At 37.6% G+C, this 26,454-nt stretch carries 22 protein-coding genes; 18 read left to right on the forward strand and 4 right to left on the reverse strand.

Annotated features, from left to right (window positions below; all coding sequences use genetic code 11):
* The first annotated feature begins 79 nt into the window (after nucleotides 1-79).
* The 10 genes from ACIQ38_RS03750 (at nucleotide 80) to ACIQ38_RS03795 (ending at nucleotide 10,488) form a co-directional block, all read left to right on the forward strand.
* The gene (locus tag ACIQ38_RS03750; RefSeq protein ID WP_402818169.1) at nucleotides 80-1,543 is read left to right on the forward strand and encodes a methyl-accepting chemotaxis protein; all 1,464 of its coding nucleotides are present in this window, start codon (nucleotides 80-82) and stop codon (nucleotides 1,541-1,543) included.
* 351 nt (nucleotides 1,544-1,894) lie between these two features.
* Nucleotides 1,895-2,764, forward strand: coding sequence for a YitT family protein (locus ACIQ38_RS03755; RefSeq protein WP_402818172.1), 870 nt, complete (start codon nucleotides 1,895-1,897; stop codon nucleotides 2,762-2,764).
* Nucleotides 2,765-2,816: 52 nt separating this feature from the next.
* The gene (cccB, locus tag ACIQ38_RS03760; protein ID WP_402818175.1) at nucleotides 2,817-3,164 is read left to right on the forward strand and encodes a cytochrome c551; all 348 of its coding nucleotides are present in this window, start codon (nucleotides 2,817-2,819) and stop codon (nucleotides 3,162-3,164) included.
* 696 nt (nucleotides 3,165-3,860) lie between these two features.
* The gene (gene ftsE, locus ACIQ38_RS03765) at nucleotides 3,861-4,547 is read left to right on the forward strand and encodes a cell division ATP-binding protein FtsE (protein ID WP_402818178.1); all 687 of its coding nucleotides are present in this window, start codon (nucleotides 3,861-3,863) and stop codon (nucleotides 4,545-4,547) included.
* The gene (ftsX, locus tag ACIQ38_RS03770; protein ID WP_402818181.1) at nucleotides 4,537-5,424 is read left to right on the forward strand and encodes a permease-like cell division protein FtsX; all 888 of its coding nucleotides are present in this window, start codon (nucleotides 4,537-4,539) and stop codon (nucleotides 5,422-5,424) included. Before ftsE ends, ftsX begins: the two co-directional genes overlap by 11 nt.
* Nucleotides 5,425-5,462: 38 nt before the next feature.
* Nucleotides 5,463-6,770 (forward strand): murein hydrolase activator EnvC family protein, encoded by a 1,308-nt coding sequence (locus ACIQ38_RS03775; RefSeq protein WP_402818184.1) that lies wholly within the window; start codon nucleotides 5,463-5,465, stop codon nucleotides 6,768-6,770.
* Nucleotides 6,771-6,908: 138 nt separating this feature from the next.
* Entirely contained in the window at nucleotides 6,909-7,487 is a 579-nt protein-coding gene (locus ACIQ38_RS03780) for a redoxin domain-containing protein (RefSeq protein WP_402818187.1), read from the forward strand.
* A 71-nt stretch (nucleotides 7,488-7,558) separates the two neighbouring features.
* The gene (locus ACIQ38_RS03785) at nucleotides 7,559-8,977 is read left to right on the forward strand and encodes a S41 family peptidase (RefSeq protein WP_402818190.1); all 1,419 of its coding nucleotides are present in this window, start codon (nucleotides 7,559-7,561) and stop codon (nucleotides 8,975-8,977) included.
* 81 nt (nucleotides 8,978-9,058) lie between these two features.
* Nucleotides 9,059-10,228: a PDZ domain-containing protein gene (locus tag ACIQ38_RS03790; protein WP_402818192.1), complete on the forward strand. Its 1,170-nt coding sequence runs from the start codon at nucleotides 9,059-9,061 to the stop codon at nucleotides 10,226-10,228.
* An 8-nt stretch (nucleotides 10,229-10,236) separates the two neighbouring features.
* Nucleotides 10,237-10,488, forward strand: a complete 252-nt coding sequence (locus tag ACIQ38_RS03795) for a CsbA family protein (protein WP_402818195.1) — start codon at nucleotides 10,237-10,239, stop codon at nucleotides 10,486-10,488.
* 243 nt (nucleotides 10,489-10,731) lie between these two features.
* On the opposite strand, the gene ACIQ38_RS03800 is transcribed toward ACIQ38_RS03795, so the two are convergent.
* Nucleotides 10,732-11,040: an AzlD domain-containing protein gene (locus ACIQ38_RS03800; RefSeq protein WP_402818198.1), complete on the reverse strand. Its 309-nt coding sequence runs from the start codon at nucleotides 11,038-11,040 to the stop codon at nucleotides 10,732-10,734.
* Between the two features lie 4 nt (nucleotides 11,041-11,044).
* Nucleotides 11,045-11,752, reverse strand: a complete 708-nt coding sequence (locus tag ACIQ38_RS03805; protein WP_402819596.1) for an AzlC family ABC transporter permease — start codon at nucleotides 11,750-11,752, stop codon at nucleotides 11,045-11,047.
* Nucleotides 11,753-11,864: 112 nt separating this feature from the next.
* Here ACIQ38_RS03805 and ACIQ38_RS03810 point away from each other — a divergent pair, with 112 nt between their 5' ends.
* The 8 genes from ACIQ38_RS03810 (at nucleotide 11,865) to ACIQ38_RS03845 (ending at nucleotide 24,686) form a co-directional block, all read left to right on the forward strand.
* On the forward strand, nucleotides 11,865-12,500 hold the full coding sequence (locus ACIQ38_RS03810) for a TVP38/TMEM64 family protein (RefSeq protein WP_402818200.1): 636 nt from the start codon (nucleotides 11,865-11,867) through the stop codon (nucleotides 12,498-12,500).
* Nucleotides 12,501-12,502: 2 nt separating this feature from the next.
* Nucleotides 12,503-13,054, forward strand: coding sequence for a signal peptidase I (gene lepB / locus ACIQ38_RS03815; protein WP_402818203.1), 552 nt, complete (start codon nucleotides 12,503-12,505; stop codon nucleotides 13,052-13,054).
* A 78-nt stretch (nucleotides 13,055-13,132) separates the two neighbouring features.
* Nucleotides 13,133-16,627 (forward strand): helicase-exonuclease AddAB subunit AddB, encoded by a 3,495-nt coding sequence (gene addB, locus ACIQ38_RS03820; RefSeq protein WP_402818206.1) that lies wholly within the window; start codon nucleotides 13,133-13,135, stop codon nucleotides 16,625-16,627.
* Nucleotides 16,614-20,321: a helicase-exonuclease AddAB subunit AddA gene (addA, locus tag ACIQ38_RS03825; protein WP_402818209.1), complete on the forward strand. Its 3,708-nt coding sequence runs from the start codon at nucleotides 16,614-16,616 to the stop codon at nucleotides 20,319-20,321. The genes addB and addA overlap by 14 nt, the downstream gene beginning before the upstream one ends.
* Before the next feature lie 12 nt (nucleotides 20,322-20,333).
* Nucleotides 20,334-21,530: a DUF418 domain-containing protein gene (locus ACIQ38_RS03830; protein WP_402818212.1), complete on the forward strand. Its 1,197-nt coding sequence runs from the start codon at nucleotides 20,334-20,336 to the stop codon at nucleotides 21,528-21,530.
* A gap of 46 nt (nucleotides 21,531-21,576) precedes the next feature.
* Nucleotides 21,577-22,473: a fumarylacetoacetate hydrolase family protein gene (locus ACIQ38_RS03835; RefSeq protein WP_402818214.1), complete on the forward strand. Its 897-nt coding sequence runs from the start codon at nucleotides 21,577-21,579 to the stop codon at nucleotides 22,471-22,473.
* 55 nt (nucleotides 22,474-22,528) lie between these two features.
* Entirely contained in the window at nucleotides 22,529-22,891 is a 363-nt protein-coding gene (locus ACIQ38_RS03840) for a YisL family protein (protein ID WP_402818216.1), read from the forward strand.
* 361 nt (nucleotides 22,892-23,252) lie between these two features.
* On the forward strand, nucleotides 23,253-24,686 hold the full coding sequence (locus ACIQ38_RS03845; RefSeq protein WP_402818219.1) for an alpha-amylase family glycosyl hydrolase: 1,434 nt from the start codon (nucleotides 23,253-23,255) through the stop codon (nucleotides 24,684-24,686).
* A gap of 69 nt (nucleotides 24,687-24,755) precedes the next feature.
* On the opposite strand, the gene ACIQ38_RS03850 is transcribed toward ACIQ38_RS03845, so the two are convergent.
* Nucleotides 24,756-25,607 (reverse strand): DegV family protein, encoded by an 852-nt coding sequence (locus ACIQ38_RS03850; protein WP_402818222.1) that lies wholly within the window; start codon nucleotides 25,605-25,607, stop codon nucleotides 24,756-24,758.
* Between the two features lie 3 nt (nucleotides 25,608-25,610).
* On the reverse strand, nucleotides 25,611-26,441 hold the full coding sequence (locus ACIQ38_RS03855) for a Cof-type HAD-IIB family hydrolase (protein WP_402818225.1): 831 nt from the start codon (nucleotides 26,439-26,441) through the stop codon (nucleotides 25,611-25,613).
* Between the last annotated feature and the right edge of the window lie 13 nt (nucleotides 26,442-26,454).

Here is a 26,454-nt window from a genome sequence, read left to right on the forward strand (position 1 = left end):
TTATAATAAAATAATATCGAGGTATTTTTTTATGTGTATAATTAATTGAATATTAAAAAAAGAAGGTGGCATGGGTGAGATGAACATCGACGAGTTAAAGAAAGAGGATGTGCTGAAGAAGAATTTTATTATGTTTTTAGCTTATGGTCTTGCTGCTAGTTTAGGATTTCTTGCACAGATAGCACTAAAAGCGGAAATAGGTATTTTAGTATCTATCGGTGTGCCATTGTTAATTGTTCTGTTTGTTTACGTATTATCCAAAAAAGTACATATCATTACCGTAGCTTTTCCGTACATTCTTCTTTTAGCAGGAGGAGCAACTGCTATAGGGACAAGTGTCTTGAATGAAGTAAGTATTGGGACGATTGTACTTGCTTTATTTATTTTAATCGTAGGTGGCTTACATAATACGCAAATTATGTTTATTTTCGGGTATGCTTTATCTTTATTGGCAGTTATTGTAAATGTTTTATTAGATGACAAAGGTATATTAGCAGATCAAGCTGCAAATGTAATTCTTGTCCAATTTATCATGGCTTTAGGTATTTTCCTCCAAGTGCGACAGAGTAAAATATTGTTCATAAGTGTGGAAAATCATGTCCATACTGCGGTAGTAAAAGCAAAAGAAGACGCTGAATTAACGCAAAGACTGGAGACGGCTGTTTCTAATATTACGTCCAATTTAGAGCAAATCCGGACGAATACTTATTCCGCTAACAACGCACAGCAGGAAATGCTCATTGCTGTTGGAGAAGTAAGTATTAGTTCGCAACGGCAAGCAGATCATGTAGCGGACATTGTAAAAAACACAGAAGCAACATCTACTTCTGTAAAACAAATTGTGGAAAAGTTATCATCTGTTGTTCAACAAGCGGACCAGGCAGCGAAAAATGCATCAGACGGATCGTTAGAAATGGGGAAAATGAAAAAAGAAATCGACCAATTTACTCTATTTTTTGCAGAGCTAAATAAAAACTTTCATGAGCTGACCGAAAAAATTAAAGAAACGAACACATTTGCAAATGCCATTCGTCAAATAACGGAGCAAACGAATTTACTTGCATTAAATGCATCCATCGAAGCAGCAAGAGCTGGAGAACAAGGAAAGGGATTTGCGGTAGTTGCAGAAGAAATACGGAAACTAGCTGGAACAACCAATCAAACACTCGAAAAAATTGATAATAACCTAAATGAAGTCAATAAATCCAATCATTCTGCGCTAGAAAAGTTGGACAATGGTGTACATCAAATGTATAGCCAAGTACAAGCAGCGGATAAATCGAATAAATCCTTCAATGAGTTATTTGAAATGATGCAAAATCTACAACAAGAATTAGCGAATTTGTCAGAAGATATAGATCTAATCTCTGAAAATAGTGAAGCAATTAGTCTGAGTACAAATGATTTTGCGGCAATTATTGAAGAAAGTACGGCAACTGTAGAAGAATTGAATGCAACCTTACTTGATATTACGGAAGATCAACTATCGATTGCCAACTACATCGATCAAACCTATACGGAAGCACAAAAGATCCATAAATAGTGAAGGAAGATGCCAAGAGGTCATGGCATCTTTTCTCATTCTATTATTAAAAATAAGACAACACGATAAATCTACGAAATAATCCTAAGCGAGAGAATACAATAGCTGAACACTGAAAATGAATATATGAACACGACAAAAAGAATCGTGAATGCAACATTTTCAACTTAGAACTTTTTTAATGTATTTCATTGTTATGTTACAGGAATATTACTGGTGCCAGGCACCAGTAATGTTCCTGTAACATAACTCCCGTACTTCAGTTAGTTAAAACGGTGCTTTGCTGAAGTTCACAAATGTTATTTCTGTTGTTATACTAGTGCAATCAATGACTATGAAAGAGGATATTCAATGGAAACTAATCACAGACTACATAAAGAACTACCTCCATTAGTGGAGCATACAAAAGATTATTTGTACGTAATTATTGGGGCTGCAATTATTGCGATTGGTTTTAATGTTTTTTTATTGCCAAACCAAATTGCTTCTGGTGGAGTAAGCGGGATCAGTATTATCTTAGAACATATTTTTGGATGGAAACCGGGAATTGTGCAATATTCATTTAATATACCCCTATTTATCTCCGGTATAATTTTTTTAGGCGCAAAATTTGGTGCTAAGTCCTTGCTTGGCACGTTAGTATTACCAGCGGTTGTTTTACTAACGGCTGGAGTGGAACCTTGGACAACTAATCCATTGTTAGGTTCCATATTTGGCGGAATGATGGTTGGCCTTGGGTTAGGAATTGCATTTCGCGGTGGTGGATCAACAGGTGGAACGGATTTAGCGGCACAAATTATTACAAAGTATACAGGACTCTCTCTTGGGAAAAGCGTATTGCTGTTGGATGGTTTAATTGTTATTAGTGCTGCGGTCGTTTTTGATATCGAAAAGGCACTTTATGCATTAATTGGCTTATTTGTGACAACGAAAACGATCGACATCGTTCAACTAGGTTTTAGCCAATCAAAAATGATTTATATAATCACGAATAAACAAGACGAAATAAGAGATGCTATCTATAAAGAGATAGATCGCGGGGTGACAAAACTTCCTGCTTTTGGAGGATATACGAACAAAGAAAGACCTATTTTAATGGTTGTGGCATATCAGACAGAATTCACAAAACTGAAACATATCATTAAGATGATTGATCCAGCAGCTTTTGTGATTGTTTCGGATGCTTACGAGGTCCTTGGCGAAGGTTTTAAAAGGAATTAAATTTGGTATAATAAAGAATGTAAGTAAAATTTAGTTGAGGGAGGTTATAGTTATGAACAAAAAACTATTAGCCGTAATATTTGGTGCTGGATTAATGTTAGCTGCTTGTGGCGGTGGCAATGATAAAGCAAATGATACTGACACAACAACTGACACAGGTACAACTACTGAAACTGCCTCAGTAGATGTAGAGAAAATCGTTAATTCGAAATGTATTGCCTGTCATGGTCAGAACTTAGAAGGACAAGGAAACTTCCCGGCTCTTAATGACGTTGGATCACGCTTATCTGAGGACGAAATTTTAAATGTACTTGAAAATGGTAAAGGTGCTATGCCAGCCGGACTTGTAACTGGCGAAGAAGCCCAAGCAGTAGCTGAATGGTTAGCTGCAAAAAAATAATATCTCCAAAAAAATCAGTTGCTCTAATTGGGCGGCTGATTTTTTTGCATGTAGGAAATGTTTACATTTGGTGCTAATTTTTTATAAAACACCATATAGGAATAGGCCATCATGAGATAAAGTTTTCACATCTATTTTCACAAGAGCAGAATATCATTTTGCATATGCGCAACTGTTACAAAATCTAAGTCACAGTCAACGATGTCTCATTCTAAATAAACTTGTTGTAATAAAAATTAGTTCCTTTCATCAGCAATTTAGTTGTTTTCAGTGATCGCTTAGTTGCCTTAAGCCATTTGCTGGTTGCGCACAACTGAAAAACGGGAAAATTATTGCTTCAAGCAACGAAAATCCCAATAGACACTTCCTTCCATTCATTAAGACTCACTAACTCCCCATTTATAAGTTATTTCCCACAAAAAATAATCTTGTAGATTTTTCGCAGTTTTATACTGAAAAAAGAAAATTTTAAAAGAAAAGAAGGAATATAAAAGAAGGATGTAGAAAAGAACAACGATAGGACAATTGTAAGGAGGTAATTTTACCTATTAAAGACAAAAAATAAATCGAATTAACGAATTTATCCCTAATATTTCCTATGAATTGAAATGTAATTGTAACAAACAAAGGAGCGTCTAATGTTATAATAGGCATGTCGCATTTTTAATTAAACGAAACTAATTAGGTGGTTTATAAATGATTGAAATGAAAAATGTCTATAAAAAATATCCAAATGGCATTGTTGCCGCGAATGGGATTGATATAGAAATTAAGCAAGGAGAATTCGTATATGTAGTTGGGCCAAGTGGTGCAGGGAAATCGACATTCATCAAAATGATGTATCGAGAAGAAAGACCGACATCTGGTGATATATTCATCAATGGTACTAATCTATCAACACTAAAAAACAATAAAGTTCCTTATTTGAGAAGACAAATAGGAGTAGTCTTTCAAGACTTTAAATTACTACCTCGTCTAAATGTGTACGAAAATGTCGCATTTGCACTGGAAGTGATTGAAGAAACGCCGAAAGTGATACGCAATAAAGTGATGGAAGTATTAGAACTGGTTGGTCTTAAACACAAAGCAAGAATGTTTCCGACGGAGCTTTCTGGTGGTGAACAACAACGTGTTTCGATTGCAAGGTCTATCGTTAACACTCCACAGCTTGTTATTGCGGATGAGCCGACTGGAAATCTAGATCCAGACACTTCATGGGAGATTATGAATATATTCGAAGAAATAAATGCTCGAGGAACTACCATTATAATGGCAACACATAATAGAGAAATTGTAAATACCATTAGACACCGTGTGATCGTTGTTGAGGGTGGATTAATCACTCGAGACGAAGATAAAGGAGAATACGGTTATGAAAACTAGAACAGCAGGTAGACACTTCAGAGATAGTTTAAAAAGTATTAGTCGAAATGGTTGGATGACCTTTGCTTCCGTTAGTGCTGTGACTGTTACGCTACTATTAGTTGGCGTGTTCGTCATGATAATGATGAATTTAAACAAAATTGCAGATGATCTGGAAAGAGATGTAGAAATTAAAGTAATTGTCGAATTGACGGCAGATGAAACTGCTATTACAACATTAGAAAAAGAAATTAAAAATACATCAGGTGTAGCAGAAGTACAATATTCGCCAAAAGAAGAAGAACTTAATAAGTTAATGCTGGATTTCGGGGAAGATTTGCGTTTATTTGAACAGCAAAATCCTTTACATAATGTATTTTATGCAAAAGCAGCAAATCCGCAAGAAACAGAACAGGTAGCTAAAAGAATTGAAAGTTTAGATAACACATTCGAAGTGAAATATGGAGAAGGAAAAATTGAAAGACTATTTTCTTTCTTGAACACTAGTAGAAATGTAGGCTTGGTGCTCATACTAGCGTTATTATTCACGGCAATGTTCTTAATATCTAATACGATTCGCATTACGATTGTTGCAAGAAGAAGAGATATTGAAATTATGAAACTAGTTGGTGCGACAAATTGGTTTATACGTATTCCTTTCATATTAGAAGGAATGTGGTTAGGGCTTCTAGGAGCGATTATTCCAATTACGCTCGTAACAACACTCTACTACAATATTCATAAAGTAGTAGCACCGAAACTAGCACAAGGAAACTTATTTGAACTGCTCGATTTTTCACCATTCATCTATCAAGTGAATGCGTTGATTTTATTGATGGGCGTACTGATAGGGGTCTGGGGAAGTTTCATGTCAGTCAGAAAGTTTTTACGCGTTTAAAAGTAACTATGAATGTATTTTGAAAGGAGCAAGAAGTTTTGAGAAAACAGTCTAAATGGGTGCTACGTGTCTTTGCGGTAGCTACTACTTGCGCACTTTTATTCACAGGACCAAGTGCCCTTGCTAACACATTGAACGATTTAAAGAGTCAACAAAAGGAACTCGAACAAAAGAAAAATACGATAAACTCGAATATTAAAGAAACAGAAGGTAAGATAAACGAAAATGTATCTAAAATCGAACAGATTATGGCTCAAATTCAAGCTTTAGATACAGAAATTATTACGACAGAAGATAAAATTACGAAAGTATTAAAAGAAATAGAGTTAACGACAACTGAAATTGAAAACTTACATGCTTCTATTGCAGAGCTAGAACGCAAAATAGAAGAACGTGATGAGCTTTTAAAAGATCGAATCCGCGCAGTACAAGTTAGTGGAGGATCCGTTAGTTATTTAGACGTTTTACTAGGGGCAAATAGTTTTATCGATTTCATCGACCGTTTCTCCGCAGTCAATACATTGATGGAAGCGGACCGTACGATTCTGAAAGAACAAGCAGAAGATAAAAAGCAACTAGAAGAACAAAAAGCGACTTTAGAAGAAAAATTAAAACAACAAGAAGCAAGTAAAAATGAGTTAGTAGATTTAAAAGCTTCTTTAGATAAACAAAAAGCATCTAAAGGAGATTTGGTCGATCAATTAGAAGCCGAACAACAAAAATTACAAGCTGATAAAGAAGTAATGGAAACAGAATATGATGAAGTATTGGATTTAAGCGAAGAAGTAACAAATAAAATTGTGGCAGAACAAAAACGTCAAGCAGAAATTGCACGAAAACTAGCTGAAGAGAAAAAACGTAAACAAGCGGAAGAAAGAAAACGTCAACAAGCAGCAAGTGGTTCCTCTGCAGCAATTCCAGCAGTATCTTCAGGGGATTGGACAAGACCAGCAAGTGGACGACTTACTTCAGGCTATGGATATAGAATCCATCCTATTTATGGAAAAGGAAAAATGCATTACGGAATCGACTTTGGAACACCGACTGGTACTCCGGTTGTTTCAGCAGCAGATGGTGTAGTCTCTTACGCTTCTCCACTGAGCACGTATGGAAATGTGATTATGGTGACTCACTCTATCGATGGTCAAACATTTACATCTTTATATGCACATTTAAGTAGTATTAAAGTAAGTGTAGGACAAGCTGTTTCAAAAGGCGACACGATTGGTGCAGTAGGGACAACAGGGAATTCGACAGGACCTCACTTACATTTTGAAATTCATATCGGTACATGGAGTGGTATGGCGAATAACTCAGTAAATCCATTGAGATATATTTCTCTATAACTTCATGTCAAGACGCCTATCCAATCTTTGGACGGCGTCTTTTCTTTTGTCATAAACATTCCATTGGTATACAAGCATCTATTCAGTTTATAATAAGAGCGATGATATGTAGTGAAAATGTATTAATGGAGGTAAGCTGTGAAGAAAAAATTAATAGGCTTATTAATCGTAGGTTGCTTAGTCGCTATTGCAACCATATCCTTTGTAAAAAGCAATATCGATGAAACAGAAGCATTTGCTGGAGAGCAAATGGGTACCGACATGGCGGCAAACCCTGCAAATGAAGGAATCGGACAAGGGGATCGTGCGCCGAACTTTACACTGACAACGCTTGATGGAAAAGAAGTATCCCTTTCAGATTATCAAGGTAAAAAAGTCGTATTAAATTTTTGGGCAACTTGGTGTCCACCTTGTAAAGCCGAAATGCCACATATGCAAAACTACTATGAAGATATGGCAGAACAAGAAAATGTGGAAATCTTAGCTGTTAACTTAACAAGCTCAGATGTTGGTATCGATAAAGTAGAACTATTTAAAGAAGATTATGGACTTAGCTTTCCAATTCCTTTAGATGAAGAAGGGAATGTTGGAAAAACATATCAAGCGATTACGATTCCAACCACTTATATGATTGATACAACTGGAACGATTCAAAATAAAATAGTCGGACCTATGGATGAACAAATGCTTACAGACTATGTTAGTAATTTAAAATAAACACCGATTTTTGGGCAAGTATTAAATTTCGCTTTCCACACATATATTAGTGGAAAAGTAGGAGGTTGAACTTGCGCAAAAGTCGGATTTTTTTATATGTCTTGTTATTTATCATTTTATTAGGGTTCGTGTATTTTTGGTTTGGAAAATCTACTAAGTCCGAAGTAACAGGGGTTAGTAACAGTAGAGTAATTGATGAAGCTTATCAGTTGATCAAAAAAGAGGCAGTTTTCTCGAAGAATGAAAAGCTGCTAGTGGAAGGTGCCATTCGTGGAATGACCGAAGCATTAGAAGATCCGCATAGTACGTATTTGACGAAGGAAGAAGCTGCAAACCAAGAAGCTTCACTCGCAGAAGAGCGCGTCGGAATCGGTGTAGAAGTTATGCAATATGCCGGTAAATTTATCATCGTTGCTCCTCTGAAAGACTCACCGGCTTATAAGGCGGGATTAAAGTCTCAAGATGAAATTGTTAGAGTGAATGATGAAAGAGTAGATGGTAAAACAATGGCGGAGCTTGTCCAATTATTAAGCGGGGATAAAGGAACGACGTTGAAAATGACGATCTATCGTGCAAGTGAAAATCGTCATGTAGAGTTACATATGAAAAGAGATACAATCGCTATGCATACGGTCGCAAGCGAAGTATATGAAGTGGATGGTCATTCTATTGGGATTGTGACTATTTCATTATTTGGAGAGAAAACAGGAGAAGAATGGGAAAAGCAAACAAAATCATTGGTGGAGCGTGGCATTGATGGATTAGTCATCGATGTACGTGGAAATCCAGGTGGTTACTTGTTTAGCGTTTCTTCTGTCATCGGTACGTTGATGAAAAATGGAACTACTTTTGCTTATATGCAAAATGCAAAAGGTGTTTTAGAAATGTTAAATACAGAAAGTAAAGAAGCCCCTTATTTGAATAAAGTACCGACTGTTTTATTGCAAAACGGGGGAAGTGCTTCTGCAAGTGAAGTATTGGCTGGTGCACTCCGAGATAATAACCGGGCGCTAATTGTAGGGGAAAAAAGCTTCGGTAAAGGAACTGTGCAAGAGACACATCCATTATCAAACGGTGGCAAGTTGAAAATTTCCACTCATAAATGGTTGACTCCTAAACAAGAGTGGATTCATCATAAAGGAATTGAAGCGGATTTAAAAGTAGAACAAGAAGAATTATTTGCAATGGATCAAAAGTATTTAAGTGGAGAGTTCCGAATCGGTGATTACGGGGAAGAAATAAAATATGTCCAACAAGTATTAAGCGCACTTGGCTATAGTACAGGAAGAGAAGATGGCTATTTCGATGAAGATACGGGAGATGCGATCGAAAATTATCGCCAAGAAAGAAGTTTAGGGGATGGAAATGAAATAAACGCCGCACTTTTTCAATCTTTAACGGAAACAGTCGCAGCATATAAAGAGAAAAAGGAAAATGATAAGCAATTACAAATGGGAATCGGCTATTTACTTCATGATTTAAAAAAATAAGATTATACGAAAATCCTATACGCAAAAGGCTCCTCGTTTGTTACAATAATAGGATAGTATGTGCAAGCGAGGAGGATGCGTATGGTAGAGGAACTATTAATCGAGTTGGCTAAAGGAATCGGACGGTTTTTCCTTCATCCAGCAGTATATATTACGATCCTTTTCTCTGTTTTAATCGGCTATTATCGCGTCAAGCGAGAAAGAAGACAGTTGAGAACAAGAATTTTGTGGGGATGGACAGAAGCAAAGCGACTTGTAGTCGACGGATACTTATGGGCAATCATATTATCGGTCCTTAGTGTCGGCATTGGACTTGTACTGCCAACTTCATGGTTATACATATTTAGTGCGTGGATGATTTTGATCGTATTGTTGTTTATGTATCAAGCTGGCTCTGCCGTTTATGCGATTGCATTAAGTGTAGCAACATTGTATATAATCAATTTGTATGGCTGGTCATTCAACTTATTTTCATGGGAATTAACTGGATTTAATATAATAAATGAAACAATTGTCCCAATCGCAATCGTAGCGGGTTTGTTACTTATTGCAGAGGGAGCGCTTATTCAAAAGCATGGGGCAAATAATGCTTCTCCACGATTAGTAACTACTGCCCGTGGAATCGAGGCGATGGAATATATAACGAAAAGATTATGGTTATTACCGGTCTTACTCGTTGTTCCAGGTGAAGTGATTAGTTCATATATTCCATATTGGCCACAATTTCCGTTAGGAGAATCTATGTTTTCATTGATCCTATTTCCTTTTGTAATAGGATTTCGACAAAAAAGTAGACATACATTACCGGTACATTTTTTCCAAAGATATGGGAAAAAGGTTTGGCAACTTGGAATTATTGTCACAATCTTAGGGGCTGTCGGATTTGTAATGCCTTTGATTAGTATAATTGCAATCGCACTCGGTGTAATTGCTAGATTATTCATTAGTTATATGGAATATAAGAAAGAGATGTCCGGATCGTTTGCGGTGTCACCGCAGTCAAATGGTGTTATGATAGCAGCAGTACTTTCCGATTCCCCGGCAGAAAAAATGGGGCTTCTCGTTGGAGAACGTATCGTCAAAGTAAATGGACAAAAAGTGGCGAATGAACAAGAATTATACGAAGCGATACAAATAAATGCAGCACATTGCCGCTTGGAAATATTAGATTTCAACGGCGAGCTCCGCTTACGTCAACATATTTTGTTTAGACATGATCATTATCGATTAGGGCTAATTTTAGTAAGGTAGGAGAATTCATGGAAACATTATCTTTATCAACCCAAATAATACTTGCCATTTTTGCCCCTGCGTTACTAGTTATTCTTTTTACACGCATAACATTTAATCCTTATGTGGCACTCATTCTTACAGTCGCCCTATTTGCTGCTTCTGTACAAGCAGGATATACACATAGATGGTGGATCTATATACTAGATGCAGCGTCACTGACTGTTGGATTTTGGTACTCCACGAAAAGTAAAAAACCAAAGAAAAAATCCGTCTCTTGAGGCGGATTTTTTCTTTGGTTGGAGGAATAGGAGAGCGGGTGGTAAACAAATCTGAAAGATAGAAGAGTGAAACAGCAAGATAGACTCAGCAAATCGCAAGATAGGGTGCGGGAATCGCAAGATCCACTCTCAGAATCGCAAGATATAGTCCTGAAATAGCAAAATCTACTCTCAGAATCGCAAGTTAGCACCCCAGAACCGCAAAATCCACCCCAAAAACCACACCATGTATGTATTCAACTATCAAAATAACAAACTATAAACAGCTAATACTCCAATTGTCCCTAAAACAACGACCATTACATTAGAAAAAAGAATAGCCAGAGTAAAGGCCACGATTGTACCGATAAATCCAAACAAAAGATTTCCTTCTTGAACGTATAAAATAGCTGGGAATATCAATGCACCCAAAACTGCGAATGGAATATTGCGTAAAACACCAGAAACGACTGGCGGCAATTCTTTTCCTTCTAAAAAAGTAAGTGGAATCGCTCGGGGGATATACGTAACGACCGCCATACCAAGCAATGTCCACCAATACCATGCTCCCATTATGTTAAGCTCCTTTCGGTAAACTTCTACCTCGTCGTACATAAATGATTTCTACAAAAATAGAAGATGCTAAAGTGGAAACTAAAATAGACCACCCTGTCGATAAAACACCGGACCAATAAAAAAATCCATTAATAACAGCAGCGATCAGTGCAAGCATGACTACTTTGCGGCTGCCACGCATAGACGGTACAAGTAAACCTACAAACATCGCGTATAAGGCAATGGACATCGCAGCTTGTAAAAATTGTGGTAGATTAGCGCCGATTACATGTCCAACAGCAGTGAAAACAACCCAGCTACTATAGGCGATAATAGCGACACCAAATGCGAAGGATGTGCGAATCTTTTCTTCTTTTCTCGTTGCGAGGACAGAAAAAGATTCATCTGTAATGCCAAAAGCATAAATTCCTTTTATCCATCTTTTTTCGCTTTGCATCTTTTCATTGAGCGCCGCCGTCATTAAGAAGTGGCGTATATTAAGGACAAATGTATTTAAAACGATTAAAATAGGGTCAACCCCTTTTGAAATTAGCGTTAAAGACATGTATTGAGATGCTCCCGCATAAACGAATATACTCATCGCAGTAGCTTCCCATATGGATAATCCTGATGTTTTGGCAAGTAAGCCGAATGTTAAAGCGACTGGAAAATATCCGATTGCAATACTTAACCCTGCCTTTAATCCTGAAATAAATGAATTATTATTCAACAATAGTCACCACCTAAAAAATCATAATAGACAAATTATACTATAACCGAATAGTTTTATGAATATGAAATATGGGAATAGTATAAACATACATATTTTGGAGGAGAGCAACATGTTTGATTGGTTTTCATGGGATACGTTAACAAATTTAACACAAGATTATCGTGCACTAGGACCGATAATCGGTATCCTTTTGCCTTTTTTAGAAGCTTTTTTGCCCTTTTTACCGCTCATCGTGTTTATCGTAGCGAATGTAACTGCTTATGGGTTGCTCTTTGGATTTTTGATTTCATGGGCAGGCTCTGTAATAGGGGCATATACAGTATTTTTAGTTATTCGCAAATATGGACGAGCACGTGTCCTTGGCTTTATAACAAGACATGAAAAGATCCAAAAATTAATATTATGGGTAGAGAGGAATGGATTTGGTCCACTTTTTTTACTCATTTGTTTTCCTTTTACTCCTTCTGCCCTTGTGAATATCGTTGCCGGACTTTCTAATATGAAAAAGAAAACGTATTTGTGGACGGTTACACTCGGGAAACTCATTATGATTTTTATCGTTAGTTTTATCGGTTCAGATATTAAAGCTTTAATCACCCAACCAGTTCGAACAGCGATTGTGGTAATCATTATTATCATTCTATGGTTTGTCGGAAAAAGGGTAGAAAAACGAATTGAAAAAAAGGTAGAGGAAGATTTAAATAACTTTCATAAAGGCAGAAAAATAGGGAAAGAAAGGAGATAAATTTGAGTACAACGAAGAAGGAAATTATCGAATGGCTTATCGCTTTAGGCATTGGATTTATAGTCGTTTTCTTTGTTCGATCATTTTTAGCGACCAATTATGAGGTAGTTGGGGAGTCCATGATGCCAACGCTCCATGATCATGATAATGTCATCATTAGCAAAGTATCGCGAATTAAACGAATGGATATTATTATTTTTCATAGTGATGAACAAGAGGATTATGTGAAACGAGTTATTGGATTGCCTGGCGATACGATCACTTATGAAAATGATGAATTATTTATCAACAATCAAAAAGTGGAAGAGCCCTTTTTGAGGTCGTATGAAGTCTATATGAATCCTGAAACCAATTTCACGGAGGATTTTGATTTGTTGGAGCTGACTGGTAGTAAAGTGGTTCCACCGGGTAAGTTATTCGTTTTAGGGGATAATCGAATATCCAGTTTAGATAGTCGTTATTTTTATTTTGTTGATAAAAAAGCAGTTATTGGGGAAGTAAAGCTAATTTACTGGCCAATTACCGATTTTACGATGAACTTTCGTTCCGAATAATTTCCTTCCCTATTGGATGTTTTGTACAATAGAGTTAAGGGGTTATTCGGATTTTTTCTTGAAAGGAGTTTGGTTACGTTGTCATTAAGAATCATTAGCGGACGATCAGGGACTGGGAAGACAACAAGGATGCAACAAGAAATTGTACATACATTAAAACAAAGTCCGTTTGGGGACCCGTTATTTTATATTGTGCCCGATCAAATGTCATTCTCGAGTGAGTATGATCTTGCTGCTGGAGCAGGTTTAACAGGGTTAATACGTGCGCAAGTGACGACATTTAAACGGTTAGCTTGGCGTGTATTACAAGAAACGGGTGGTATAGCAAAAGAAGAAATTAGCGGATTTGGATATCGCATGCTTATCCGAAGTTTACTAGAAGATCACAAAGATGAATTTATGCTATTCAATAGATCCGCAACTAAACGTGGATTTACCGATCAAATAGAAGTGCTTATGAAAGAATTCAGTCGCTACTGTTTAGATCATGCCACGATGGTCAACGCATTGCATCAATTAGAAGCAGTCCAAGCACCTAAAACACTTATTGATAAATCTGCGGACCTTATGCTCATGCTAGATTTAATGGAACAAAAGCTAGGGACAAGCTATATCGATGGGGAAGGGTATTTAACTTTACTTGCCGAAAAAATAAAAGACTCTAGTTTGCTTGCAAAAACAGAACTTTACATCGATGGATTTACAAGCTTTACAACGAGAGAACTAGAAATTATTCAAGCATTGATGAAACAAGTAAAGCGTCTTACAATCGCCCTTCCGATGGAGACGCTTGCAGATAGCCAAGACGAGCAATCGTTATTTTATCAGCCTGCTAATACTTGCGTGAGACTACTAGAAATAGCACAAGCAGAGCAAGTGGAAATTGAAGAAATCGTGCATCAAGTAGAACAAAAACGGTTTGTATCGAAGGAACTTGCCCATATCGAAGCAAATTTTGACCGGCTACCACCGGAAGAAATGAAAACAGAAGGTAAATTGCGAATTACGGAAGCTGCAAATAAACGAGCAGAAATTCATGCCGTAGCAAGACAAATAAGAGAGATGATGCAACAAAAAGAAGTGCGTTATAAAGAAATGGCAATATTGCACCGGGATGCAGAAAGTTATGAAGGACTTATCGAAACGATTTTCCCGCAATATGATATTCCCGTGTTTATCAGTCAAAAAAAATCGATGTTGCATCATCCGTTAATTGAGTTAAGTCGTACGGTTTTGGAAATTATCCGAACCGGGTGGAAGTATGAACCGATATTCCGAGCCATTAAAACCGATTTATTCTTTCCGTTAAACGCTTCTAAAAGTAAATGGAGAGAACGGACCGATCGGCTAGAAAATTTCGTTCTGTCTTTTGGTATTTATGGGGATAGATGGTTTGATGACCGCAGATGGGTATACAAAAAATATCGTGGCTTAGAATTTTATTCGAAAGTGCAAACCGATGAAGAATTAAGTATACAAGCAGATTTGCATGCGGCCCGTGATCTAGTCGTCGAACCTTTAAAATTACTTGCGGATACACTCGCACAAAGTAAAACCGGGGTGGAAATGGCAACTGCCCTCTTTTCTTTTATGGAGTCGCTCCAAGTTTACGAGAAACTGCAAGTATTGAAGCAGACAGAAGAAGAAAACGGTCAATTGCTGCTCGCAACAGAACATGAACAAGCTTGGAATGAGTGGGTGGATGTACTCGACCAATTCGTTTTAATGTTTGGTGAAAAAGAGATGACTGTCGAAGAAGCAGCGAAAATATTAGACGAAGGGTATGACCAGCTAGCGTTTTCACGCATACCTCCAACAATCGATCAAATTACCGTTGCAAATGTAGATATTGCGCGTTTAACGAATATAAAAGCGGTGTTTGTTATTGGTGTGAATGATGGTATATTCCCAAAACGGATGGATCATGAAGGATTGCTGTCTGATACGGAACGGGAATGGTTTTCACAAGTAGGATTTGAGTTAGCGCCAACATCGAAAATGCGCTTGCTCGATGAAAATTATTTAGTATATAAAGCATTTGTCACTGCATCCGATTATTTATCCGTGTCTTATCCAATTGCTGATAGTGAAGGAAAAGCACTACTTCCATCGATGTATATTAAAAAACTCCAACAAATGGTTACGGATGTTCCAGTAGAATTGGCTGTAATGGATCCAACTGATCACGCAGATTTGGCACTCCATCTCCAGTCGATAAGTCATCCAAGAACGACACTACCCTATGTTGTGATGCAACTTCGAAAAGCATTAAATACGGGCGAATTGCCAGAAGTTTGGCAGTCGGTTTACCACTATTATGTGGATGACCCATATTGGTCGACTATTTTAAAACGTGTTGTCAAACCTCTAATACATGGCAATGAAACAGAAAGACTTCCACAAGAAATCACGTCGGCTTTATACGGTGAAACGATGATTTCCAGTGTTTCTCGAGTAGAACGATACTATAGCTGTCCATTTGCTCATTATGCAGCATATGGCCTGAAACTAGAAGAAAGAGCGGAATATCGCCTAGAAGCACCGGCAATAGGGGATCTATTCCATGCTGCCCTAAAATGGATAGCAGACGAAACGGCAAGACTTGGTTTAACATGGGCGGATCTTTCCAAGGAACAATGCGCAGCGCTAGCAAAACAAGCGGTCGATCAAATTGTGCCAGTATTTGTGCATCAATTGTTATTAAGTACGAATCGATATCGATATATTCAGCGTAAACTAGAGCAAATTGTTGCTTCCACACTATACGCATTGAGCAAACATTCTAAAGTATCGACTTTTGTGCCAATCGCAATTGAAGCCGGGTTTGGTCCAGGAGAAGATTTACCTGCACTTGAAATTCCTTTAAAGCGTGGGCGAAAAATGCAATTACGCGGGCGCATCGACCGAGTAGACGCATCCAATGTAAATGGTAATCTATTTGTTCGGATAGTCGATTATAAATCATCTCGTAAAGGGATTGATTTGAACGAAGTGTATTACGGACTGTCGCTTCAAATGCTTACTTATTTAGATGTAGCGATAGAAAATGCAGATATTTGGCTACATGAAAACGCAGAGCCTGCAGGAGTTTTATATGTGCATATGCATAACCCTTTTATTAAGACGCAAAAGGAAATGAATGACGCAGAGTTACAAGAAGAGATTTATAAATCGTATAAGATGAATGGTTTGTTACTGGATGATCCAGAAGTGATTATGGAAATGGATGAACAAATCGAAGGGTTTTCTAAAATTATTCCAGTACGAATGAATAAGGACGGAAACTTGTCTAAATCTTCTTCTAAAGTAGTAGAACCGGAACAAATGAAACTTCTTCAATCATTTGTACGTAAAAGACATGAGCAAGCTGGAAATGGGATGAATGCTGGAGATACCCGGGTTTATCCATATCGCTTGAAGGACAAAATGCCTTGTACGTATTGCTCGTATCGAAGTGTTTGCCAATTTGACCCACAGGATCCAGCGCAACCTGTCCGTAATTTAAAAATAGAACAACCAGATATAGTCACTGAAAAAATTCGAAAGGAGATGGGTACAGATGAATATTCCTGAAATGCCAGCGGAGTTAACATGGACACCTGCTCAGTGGAAAGCCATATGGGCAACCGGTTCAGATGTTCTCGTATCTGCAGCTGCGGGGTCTGGAAAAACGGCTGTCCTCATCGATCGTCTCATTCAAAAAGTAATTGCCAAAGACAATCCGATTAACGTCGACGAGTTATTAGTCGTAACTTTCACGAATGCATCTGCTGCAGAAATGCGCCATCGAATGGGGGAAGCACTTGAAAAAGCAATCGCGCTTGATCCAACTTCAACTCATTTGCGCAAGCAACTAAGTCTGTTAAGTAAGGCACAAATATCGACACTCCATTCATTTTGCTTAAATATTGTTAAACAATATTCGTATATGCTGACGATTGATCCCGGATTCCGCATTGCAAATGAAGCAGAAGCAGCACTTATTCGGGATGATATTTTAGCTGAAGTGTTAGAAGAAGCATACGAAGTAGAAAACCCGGAAGCCATGTATAGACTATCAGATAGTTTTACATCGGACCGCGACGATCAATCGATCGAGACGATGATTGAGAAATTATATACGTATGCTAGGGTGCACCCTGAACCGAAAAAGTGGTTATTGGCCATTCCTGAAGCATATACATTACGGGAAGATATGACCATAGACGAACTTTCTTTTATCGAACCTTTGAAACTTGCGATTATACATCATTTAGAAGAAGCAATTGCCGTAGGGGAAGAAATTCGAAAGCTAGCAAATATGCCAAATGGTCCAGCTCCACTTGCGGAAACTGCTATAAAAGATCAGGAGATGATTGGGGAAGTTATTCGACTAATGAAAATGGGTACTTGGCAAGATACATTTCATTATTTGGGGAGCTTGTCATGGGTGAAAGCGGCATCGATTAAAAAAGATTCATGTGATGAAGCCTTGAAAAAACAAGCAACCGCTAAACGAACGAAAGTGAAAAAAATAGTGAATGATTTAAAAGACAATTATTTCACAAGAACGCCAGCCCGTTTACTCGAAGAAATGAGACTAATGGCGCCGCAATTACAAACCTTAGTCGACCTTGCCATTACATATGGGGAACGATATACCGCTGCCAAGAACGAAAAAGGGTTAGTCGATTTTTCCGATCTAGAGCATTATGCATTAGACATATTAACCGAACACGATGAAAATGGCCAACTTGTCCCGTCTGAAATTGCAAAAGAATACCAAGCTCGCTTCAAAGAAGTGTTGACCGATGAGTACCAAGACGTGAATTTACTACAAGAAACGATTTTACAATTAGTGAAAAGCGGCGATGAACGAACGGGCAATATGTTCATGGTTGGCGACGTCAAACAATCGATCTATCGATTCCGTTTAGCAGAGCCGATGCTATTTTTAGGAAAATATTTAGCATTCCATGACATGCCAAAAGATTCTGGTGTAAAAATCGATCTGAACGCAAACTTCCGAAGCCGCAAAGAAGTGCTAAATGCGACCAACTATATATTCCAACAAATTATGGGGGAAAAAGTAGGGGAAATTAATTACGACGAGGATGCTTCCTTAAAGCCGCAAGCACCGTATAACGAAGCAATCGCTCCAGTCGAGTTAGCCCTTTTATATGAAGTGGAAGACGGAAGTGTAGAACCACTAGAAGAAGACGAAATGGAAAATGCCGAGGAAGAATTAAAGAAATCACAAGCAGAAGCGCGTTATATTATTTCTAAAATAAAAGAAATGATGGATTCTGGAGCAACTGTATATGACCCTTGGAAGAAAACAAGTCGCCCTGTAGCCTATAGCGACATCGTTATATTAATGCGTTCGATGACTTGGTCTGGGGAAGTGACAGACCAATTTAAAGAAGCGGGCATTCCCTTATATGCAGAGCTTTCGAAAGGTTATTTTGAAGCGATCGAAGTGCTTATTATGCTTCATACACTCCGAACAATTGATAATCCTTACCAAGATATTTCACTTGCATCTGTTCTTCGTGCTCCTTTTGTCGGACTGACTGAATCGGAACTTGCTATCATTCGTCTTGCTGCACCGAAAGAGCCTTTTTATGAAGCACTGAAAGTATTTGTAGCGACTGGTGGTGCAGGGATTTCAACGGAAACTGCAGAGAAATTACAACGATTTTTATTGCAATTTGAGGATTGGCGGAATATGAGTAGAAGAGGTTCTCTTGCGGATTTGATATGGCGAATCTATTTGGATACCCATTATTACGAAATGGTTGGTTCCATGCCAAATGGAATGCAAAAGCAAGCGAATTTACGTATTTTACATGACCGTGCAGTAGAATATGAAAAAACGTCGTTCCGAGGGTTATTCCGCTTTTTGCGCTTTATCGAGCGTATGCGTAGACGGGGAGATGATTTGGGCGCAGCTCGTGCCATGAGTCAAAAAGAGGATGTCGTGCGACTTATGACTATTCACGCTTCGAAAGGTTTAGAGTTCCCGGTTGTATTTTTAGCTGGAATGGGCAGACCTTTTAACCAAATGGACTTTAATGAACCATACTTATTTGACCAATCGTTCGGGCTTGCTGTAAAAGCTATTGATCCTGAAAAGCGACTTTCATTTACCTCTTTGCCGTTTTTATCAATGAAAGAGAAAAAGCAGATGGAGTTAAAAGCAGAAGAAATGCGTGTGTTATACGTAGCGATGACGAGAGCAAAAGAGTATTTATACCTCACAGCATCTATCAAAGATCTAGCTAAGACGCTCGCTAAATGGGAAGACGCACAAGCACTTTTGCCTGATGAAATGCTTCCAGAATATGTTCGAGCGAAAGCAAAGAACTATTTAGACTGGATAGGACCAGCCATTGCAAGACACCCAGATTATGAGCAAATAGCTGATGTAATGGAAGCAAATTTGGTTGAAAGCGACTCGAAATGGCGAATCGTTGTGAAATGTGTCGATGATTTGAAATTACCTACAGAAACAGAAGTAAAAGAAAAGATTTCCATCGACGAGCTGATTGGCGAGAAAAATACGACTGTTTTGGGCGAAGTGAAAACGCGCTTTGACACAATATATCCTTTTGTACTTTCCACCCAGAAGCGATCAAAACAAAGCGTTAGTGAAATGAAAAAAATTCAACAACTGATGGCAAGAGAAGATGATGCCTATTTTGAACCAACGTTAACTGCAAAGAGTCCATCGCGAGTTTCGAAGCGTCCGTTCTTTTTACAACAGGAAGCGAAACAAACGGGAGCAGAAATTGGTACCGCTGTACATGCGTTTATGCAAAACGTCGATTTGAAGGAAGTAAAAACAACGGAACAAGTGCAAGTCTTTGCACATGAGCTTTATGAACGTGAAATTTTAACAAAAGCGGAGAAAGCAGCGATAAATCCAGAAAAAATGGTGCCGTTTTTCCATTCGAATATCGCGGAAAGGCTACGTGCTGCAAAAGAAGTAATGCGAGAATTCCCATTTACGTATGCAATGGAGGACCAAGACGGAGATAAACAAATTATTCAAGGGGTTGTCGATTGTTTATTTTTAGAAGAAGATGGACGCTTTGTTTTATTAGATTATAAAACGGATCGTGTTGGGCATTTAGCTAACAATGAAGCATTATTGCAACAAGAAATGAAAAATCGCTATGCTATGCAATTATCTATCTATGCGCAAGCAATAGAATCTATTTTGCAAGTGGAGATTAAAGAAAAAATACTTTATTTATTTGATGTAAACAAAATGGTATCGATATAGGAGGAAATAAGTTTGTTGATTCGTCCAGTGGGGGAGAAAGAAAGGGTTATTTCGATTGACGTGATGAGAGGATTTGCACTACTTGGCATTTTTGTCGTCAATATGTTGTTTTTTCATAGTCCGTATATTTATATAAATCCATATACTTGGTTTCAACTTCCAGGGGATTATGAAACGCATAAGTGGATTGACATTTTTGTGCAGGGTAGTGTATATCCGCTGTTTTCTATGCTTTTTGGTTACGGACTGGCAATGCAGTTTATGAAATCGCAAGAAAAGGGGACCTCTTTTAGTAAGCTAGCTGTTCGTCGATTGTCCATATTACTAGTAATCGGGTGTATACATGCGTTCCTTATATGGTCCGGGGATATTTTGATCACATATGCGATTGCTGGGTTCTTTTTATTATTAATGATTCGTTTAAAGCCAATTTGGTTAGTATTAATTAGTGCGCTATTATTTTTAATACCTAATGGGCTGTTAAATTTATTATTGTATTTCATTGGAAAATTTCAGTCGGATAGTTTGATTATTTTTACAGGAATTCAAGAGATTGAGTCATCTCTCCTTGCTTATTCGCTTGGTTCTTGGGGGGATATTTTTTCGCAACGACTAGATGATTGGATTTATATGAATGGCAGTGGGGCAGTAGTACTAATAATTTTAATTACTATTTTGCCGTTTTTAATGCTTGGAGCAGCTGCGGCCAAGATAAAGTTAATCGAACGAGCTCGAGAATTAAAAGTCTTTTGGATCATAGCCATTATTGTAGGGCTTGGGGCTGGAACGGTTATTAAATGGCTTCCTTATATCACAGAGCCAAATTTACTGACGATGACGGTACAAGATACATTTGGGGGACCACTGCAAGCAATCGCTTATGCAGGTATATTCGCGCTTGTATGTACAATCCCCTTCATGCAAAAACTGCTTTCTCCAGTGGCAAAAGCTGGGCGTATGTCTATGACGATTTATTTAATGCAGTCGATTATCGCAACGACCATTTTTTATGCTTATGGTTTTGGATTATACGGAAAAATCGATATTCGTACAGGAACATGGATGGCAGTAGGTATTTACGTGCTTCAGCTAGTCTTTGCAGAAATTTGGTTTATGAAATTTAAACAAGGACCAGTAGAAGCATTGTGGAAAAAACTGACTTATCAAAATAATATGTCGAAAAAAGATGAAAATGAAGTCAACTTGTAATAGACTAGGAATAAGCTATTAAACTACTTGAAGGAGTGTCAAAACGATGAAGCTATTATCATACCGTTTAAATGATAAAATTTACTTCGGACCAAAAGTGAAAAAAGAAGAGGCAGTATGGGATGTATTAAGTATTCAGGAGACGCTTCAAGTATTACCTAATTTTCCTTCTACCATTATCGAAGGTGTAGGATTAGGAATGGATTTTATTGAACAAATTCGTAAACTAGTGGAAGCTGCTTTGAAAGATGAAAATGCAAATTCGTTCAAAAGGCAATTCACCGAAATAGAATGGTTATCACCAATACCTCGCACACCGAAAAATATAATGGCTGTAGGAAAAAACTACGCGGATCACGCAAAAGAGATGGGCGGCGTAGCACAAGACTTTGTCGTATTCACTAAGTCACCAACTTCCATAGCAGCAGATGAACAAACTCTGTCGATCCATGCGGATAAAACAGATGCATATGACTATGAAGGGGAATTAGCGATTGTCATTGGTAAAAAAGGAAAAGATATTCCTTCTAAGCTTGCATTCGACTACGTGTTTGGATACACGATTGCAAATGATTTAACTGCACGTGATTTACAAACAAAACACCAGCAATATTTCTTAGGGAAAAGTTTAGAAGGCTCTTGTCCGATGGGCCCTTATGTTGTGACAAAAGATGAATTGCCTCATCCGCAAGAACTTACAGTCGTAACAAAAGTAAACGATGAAATTCGCCAAAATGGTCAAACTTCTGACATGGTTTTTCCTGTTGAGCAAATTATTGCGGAGATTTCTAAATCGGTTACATTAGAGCCTGGAGATGTCATCTTGACAGGTACTCCTGCTGGTGTAGGAAAAGGATTTAATCCACCAAAATTTATTAAATCAGGCGATATTGTGAAGGTTTCTATTGAAGGAATCGGTACTTTAGTGAACAAATTCGAGTAAAATATTTCATTTGATGGTAAGATATATACGTGAATAAATTGTCGAGGTGAAATAAATGGACTTTTTAGCATCAACACACTTACACATTACAACTTGGGTAATCGCTATAATTTTGTTCTTTGTAGCATTAGCGATCACTAATCCAAAAGTAGTGCATATGATTTTACGTGTATTTTACATTTTAATCATTATTACGGGAATTGCGTTATTTATGAAAGGCATGGACTTCGGTCAAGGAATGCTATACGGATTGAAATTTTTAGCTGGAATCCTAGTCATTGGAATGATGGAAATGTCTTTAGTGAAAAAGAAAAAAGGAAAACCTTTTACTATGTTTGTTGTATTATTTTTCATTTTCCTTTTCATCACACTTTTCCTAGGCTTCAAATTACCAATGGGTAGCCATTTTTTAGCGTAAGCAAACGATGGGAATATCCTTATTAATTTTTGTCGTTGTATTGATGATTATTTTTGTTGTTACTTCTATTTTGATCTCGCGTGTACAAGCGAAGTCATCGGAGGAAGATGCCTTACATCATCATATTCTTCATCAAACAAAACCACCAAAATGATTGGTGGTTTTTGTTATGGCTGTTACTTTTCCAACTAACGTAAAATTATTGAACTAAATCTAGCTAATGTCACAGTTTGGACGAATTATCGGCTATTTTTGGGGCTTTTGTGCCGAAACGATGGCGATTACGAAAGAGCTTTGATAAAATAACAATGACCTGTTTTTATACAAAATACGCTCTTTCCTAGATAGAGGAGGATTTACCTTGAAATTTAATAAGTGGCTAATGACTGGTTTAATGATTAGTGGACTTTGGATCACATCGTCTCAACCAACCAATGCCGAAACAAACGCTTCTATACATAATGAAAGTATTTACGATTTATATGTGGATCGTTATTTTAATAAAGTAATTTCTAATGACTATGATGTCAATGCAAAAGACCCAAATGCATTTGCCGGCGGTGACTTTTTAGGAATTATAGAGAAGATGGATCATATAAAAAAAATGGGATTTACAACGATTTCCATCGGACCTGTATTCGCAACGGAAACCTATGACGGGAAACGCATTTTAGATTTTAATACTTTAGAAAAACGCTTCGGTACACCAGAAGAATTTCAACAGTTGATAAGCGAAGCACATAAACAAAATATAAAGATTATGATTGAATTCCCGCTAAACAATTTTAGCGTCAATCATATGTGGAATGCCGAAACAGATTGGATTCAGAGTACAGAAAACGATGTATTAACATTAGATTTAACAAATGGGGAAGTGCAACAAGCACTAACCGATACATTAATCGAGTTTGCAAATACGTACGGTATTGATGGTGTGAAACTATCTGCATTAGATGGAGCTCCAACTTCATTCATCAACGAACTGATTGCGACTGTAAAAGAAGTGCGTGATCCGATGTACGTAATTGCACTAGAACAATCGGATGCAAATTTTGACGTGAAGTATTCAGATGAATTACTCGTACATTTTAGAGATGCTTTCAAAAATACAGACTTATCAACAGAAAGTATCGTGACAACAGACGAAAATGAGTTACTACTATTTGACAATTTAAACACGGAGAGATTCACTTACTATAGTGCGTTGGAGAATATGTTCCCACCTACTCGCATCAAAACAGCACTAGGTGCAATGTTTACAATGCCTGGCGTTCCATATATGACATATGGTACAGAAATTGCAATGAATGGACAAAACGCTGCGGAAAGTCATCAAGTTATGAATTTCCGAGTGGATGAAGAGCTAATTGAATATATTCAAGACATTAACTCAATTCGCAATAAATCGGAAACAATGCGCACTGGCAAAATAGAATTATTAGAAAATGATAATGGCTATACCGTTTTTAAACGTTATTCCGACGAAGAGCAATTTATCGTCGTTATTAATAATACAAGTGAAACGAAGCGAATTGATTTGGCGAGTGACGTAGTTGGGGAAGATAAAGAACTGCGCGGTTTGTTTGAATCAGATATTGTTCGAGCAGATGATAATGGCAACTATAGATTAGTACTTGATCGGGAAATTGTAGAAGTTTATCAAATAACGGATCGTACAGGTTTAAATAAATCATATATCTTTGCTATGGCATTATCATACGTATTGTTCCTTGGGTTTTTAGTCATCGTGTGGAGAAAAGGAAAGCAACGAAGAAGCGAACAAAATAATAAGTAAAAATGAAAACAGCTACCTACGTCCATTTGCTTTGGACATAGGTAGCTGTTTTTTTATACAATCAATCTCTTAATCTAATTTATTTAAAAAGAATAATGCCAACGTGCCTGGTCCCGTATGCGCAGCAATTGTGGAACCAATCATATAAATTTCAATGCTTTTCGGTTGAAACTTTTCTTCAATCATTTGTTTTAAAGCAAGCGCTGTTTCTTCATCGTCACCGTGGCTAATTGCAACAATTTGCTCGTCTAAACGTTCGCCACGTTCTTCCATCACTTCTATCATGCGCTTGATCACTTTCTTACGCCCACGAATTTTTTCGATAGGCACTAGTTTCCCATCTTCTACATGGAGAAGGGGCTTAATATTAAGCAAACCGCCGATAAAAGCACTTGCTTTGGAAACTCTCCCACCTTGTGCTAAATAATCTAAATCTTCCACTGTGAAGAGGTGCTCCATATGCTCGGCTTGAAATCTGATTTTTTCTTCGATCGTCTGTAAATCCCATCCTTGTTCTTTATAACGGGCTGCCTCTTTTACTAGCAGTCCATAACCTAGAGATGCACATTTGGAATCAATAATCGTTAGCTTTAAATCGGGATACGTTTCCATTACCTGTTCACGCATCATAACTGCCGTACTATATGTTCCAGAAAGTGCAGAAGAGAAGGCGATATACAAACCTACTTCTTCCGACTTCGCTAATTCCTCAAACACACGTAAAAAGTTTTCTGGTGAAGCTTGCGAAGTTTTAGGGTGGGCTCCTTTCCGGATCTCTTCATACACTTGTTTGGAATCAATTCCAATAACATCATCGTATTCTTGTTCCCCGATATGGACTCGCAGTGGAAATAGTTCTACTTGATGTGATTCATAAAATGATTTAGGTAAATCACTGGCACTATCTGCAAATAATTTCATCTTTTATCCCCCTAAAACGCTACTTTGTTTTAACTTTAATCGCTCTATCAAGAAATCGGCAATACCGTCTTCATTGTTCGTTTTCGTGATTTCATTTGCGATGTTTTGTAATGGTTTAATCGCATTCCCCATTGCAACCCCAACTCCCGCATACTCAATCATTTCCAAATCATTGTCTTCATCCCCAAATGCTATGATTCGTTCTTTCGGTATGTTTAAATAAGAGGAAACATGAGAGAGACCAACTGCTTTGTTCAAACCATGGCGAACAATTTCTATTACGTCCCATGGTGCACCCCATCTGCGATGGTCGATTACTTCTGCATGTACATCTCGTAAATGCTTGCGCACTAAATCAACCGAATCTTCTTCTGCATGGATAAGTAAACTTGTAGGATCTTTTTGTAAGATCGTACGTAAATCACCAGTCGTAATGCTTGGATTCCCTAATGCAAATGCAGACATCATTTGTTCATCATGATAATGAAGATAGACATCATCGAGCACTTCAGCAAGCATATTTTTTATAGAGTATTCCTCGACAGCTTCCACCACTTCTTTTACAACTTTCAATTCGATTGGGGTATGTACAGTTTGCCAGGAAGTATTCATAGGGTGATGTACAAATGCTCCATTGAAATTGACAATTGGAGTAGTTAAACCGAGCTCTTTATAATACATTTCACTCGATCGATATGGTCTTCCAGTTGCTATCATGACTTCATGCCCTTCTTCTTTCGCTTGAAGAAGTGTATTTTTCGTCTTGTTTGAAATTACCTTTTCGTCTGTCAATAAAGTTCCATCTAAATCTAGTACGATTAAATGACGTTGCAATTGAAAAACTCCC

The organism is Psychrobacillus sp. NPDC096389 (genome assembly GCF_044762855.1).
GTDB lineage: Bacteria > Bacillota > Bacilli > Bacillales_A > Planococcaceae > Psychrobacillus.

What these genes read in the sequence shown, in the direction of transcription:
- ACIQ38_RS03835 (WP_402818214.1), top strand. Translation starts at nt 21,577, where the DNA reads ATGAAGCTATTATCATACCGTTTAAATGATAAAATTTACTTCGGACCA.
- cccB (WP_402818175.1), top strand. Translation starts at nt 2,817, where the DNA reads ATGAACAAAAAACTATTAGCCGTAATATTTGGTGCTGGATTAATGTTA.
- ACIQ38_RS03850 (WP_402818222.1), bottom strand. Translation starts at nt 25,607, where the DNA reads ATGAAATTATTTGCAGATAGTGCCAGTGATTTACCTAAATCATTTTAT.
- ACIQ38_RS03795 (WP_402818195.1), top strand. Translation starts at nt 10,237, where the DNA reads ATGGAAACATTATCTTTATCAACCCAAATAATACTTGCCATTTTTGCC.
- ACIQ38_RS03840 (WP_402818216.1), top strand. Translation starts at nt 22,529, where the DNA reads ATGGACTTTTTAGCATCAACACACTTACACATTACAACTTGGGTAATC.
- ACIQ38_RS03810 (WP_402818200.1), top strand. Translation starts at nt 11,865, where the DNA reads ATGTTTGATTGGTTTTCATGGGATACGTTAACAAATTTAACACAAGAT.
- ACIQ38_RS03800 (WP_402818198.1), bottom strand. Translation starts at nt 11,040, where the DNA reads ATGGGAGCATGGTATTGGTGGACATTGCTTGGTATGGCGGTCGTTACG.
- ftsX (WP_402818181.1), top strand. Translation starts at nt 4,537, where the DNA reads ATGAAAACTAGAACAGCAGGTAGACACTTCAGAGATAGTTTAAAAAGT.
- ACIQ38_RS03790 (WP_402818192.1), top strand. Translation starts at nt 9,059, where the DNA reads ATGGTAGAGGAACTATTAATCGAGTTGGCTAAAGGAATCGGACGGTTT.
- ftsE (WP_402818178.1), top strand. Translation starts at nt 3,861, where the DNA reads ATGATTGAAATGAAAAATGTCTATAAAAAATATCCAAATGGCATTGTT.
- ACIQ38_RS03750 (WP_402818169.1), top strand. Translation starts at nt 80, where the DNA reads ATGAACATCGACGAGTTAAAGAAAGAGGATGTGCTGAAGAAGAATTTT.
- ACIQ38_RS03755 (WP_402818172.1), top strand. Translation starts at nt 1,895, where the DNA reads ATGGAAACTAATCACAGACTACATAAAGAACTACCTCCATTAGTGGAG.
- addA (WP_402818209.1), top strand. Translation starts at nt 16,614, where the DNA reads ATGAATATTCCTGAAATGCCAGCGGAGTTAACATGGACACCTGCTCAG.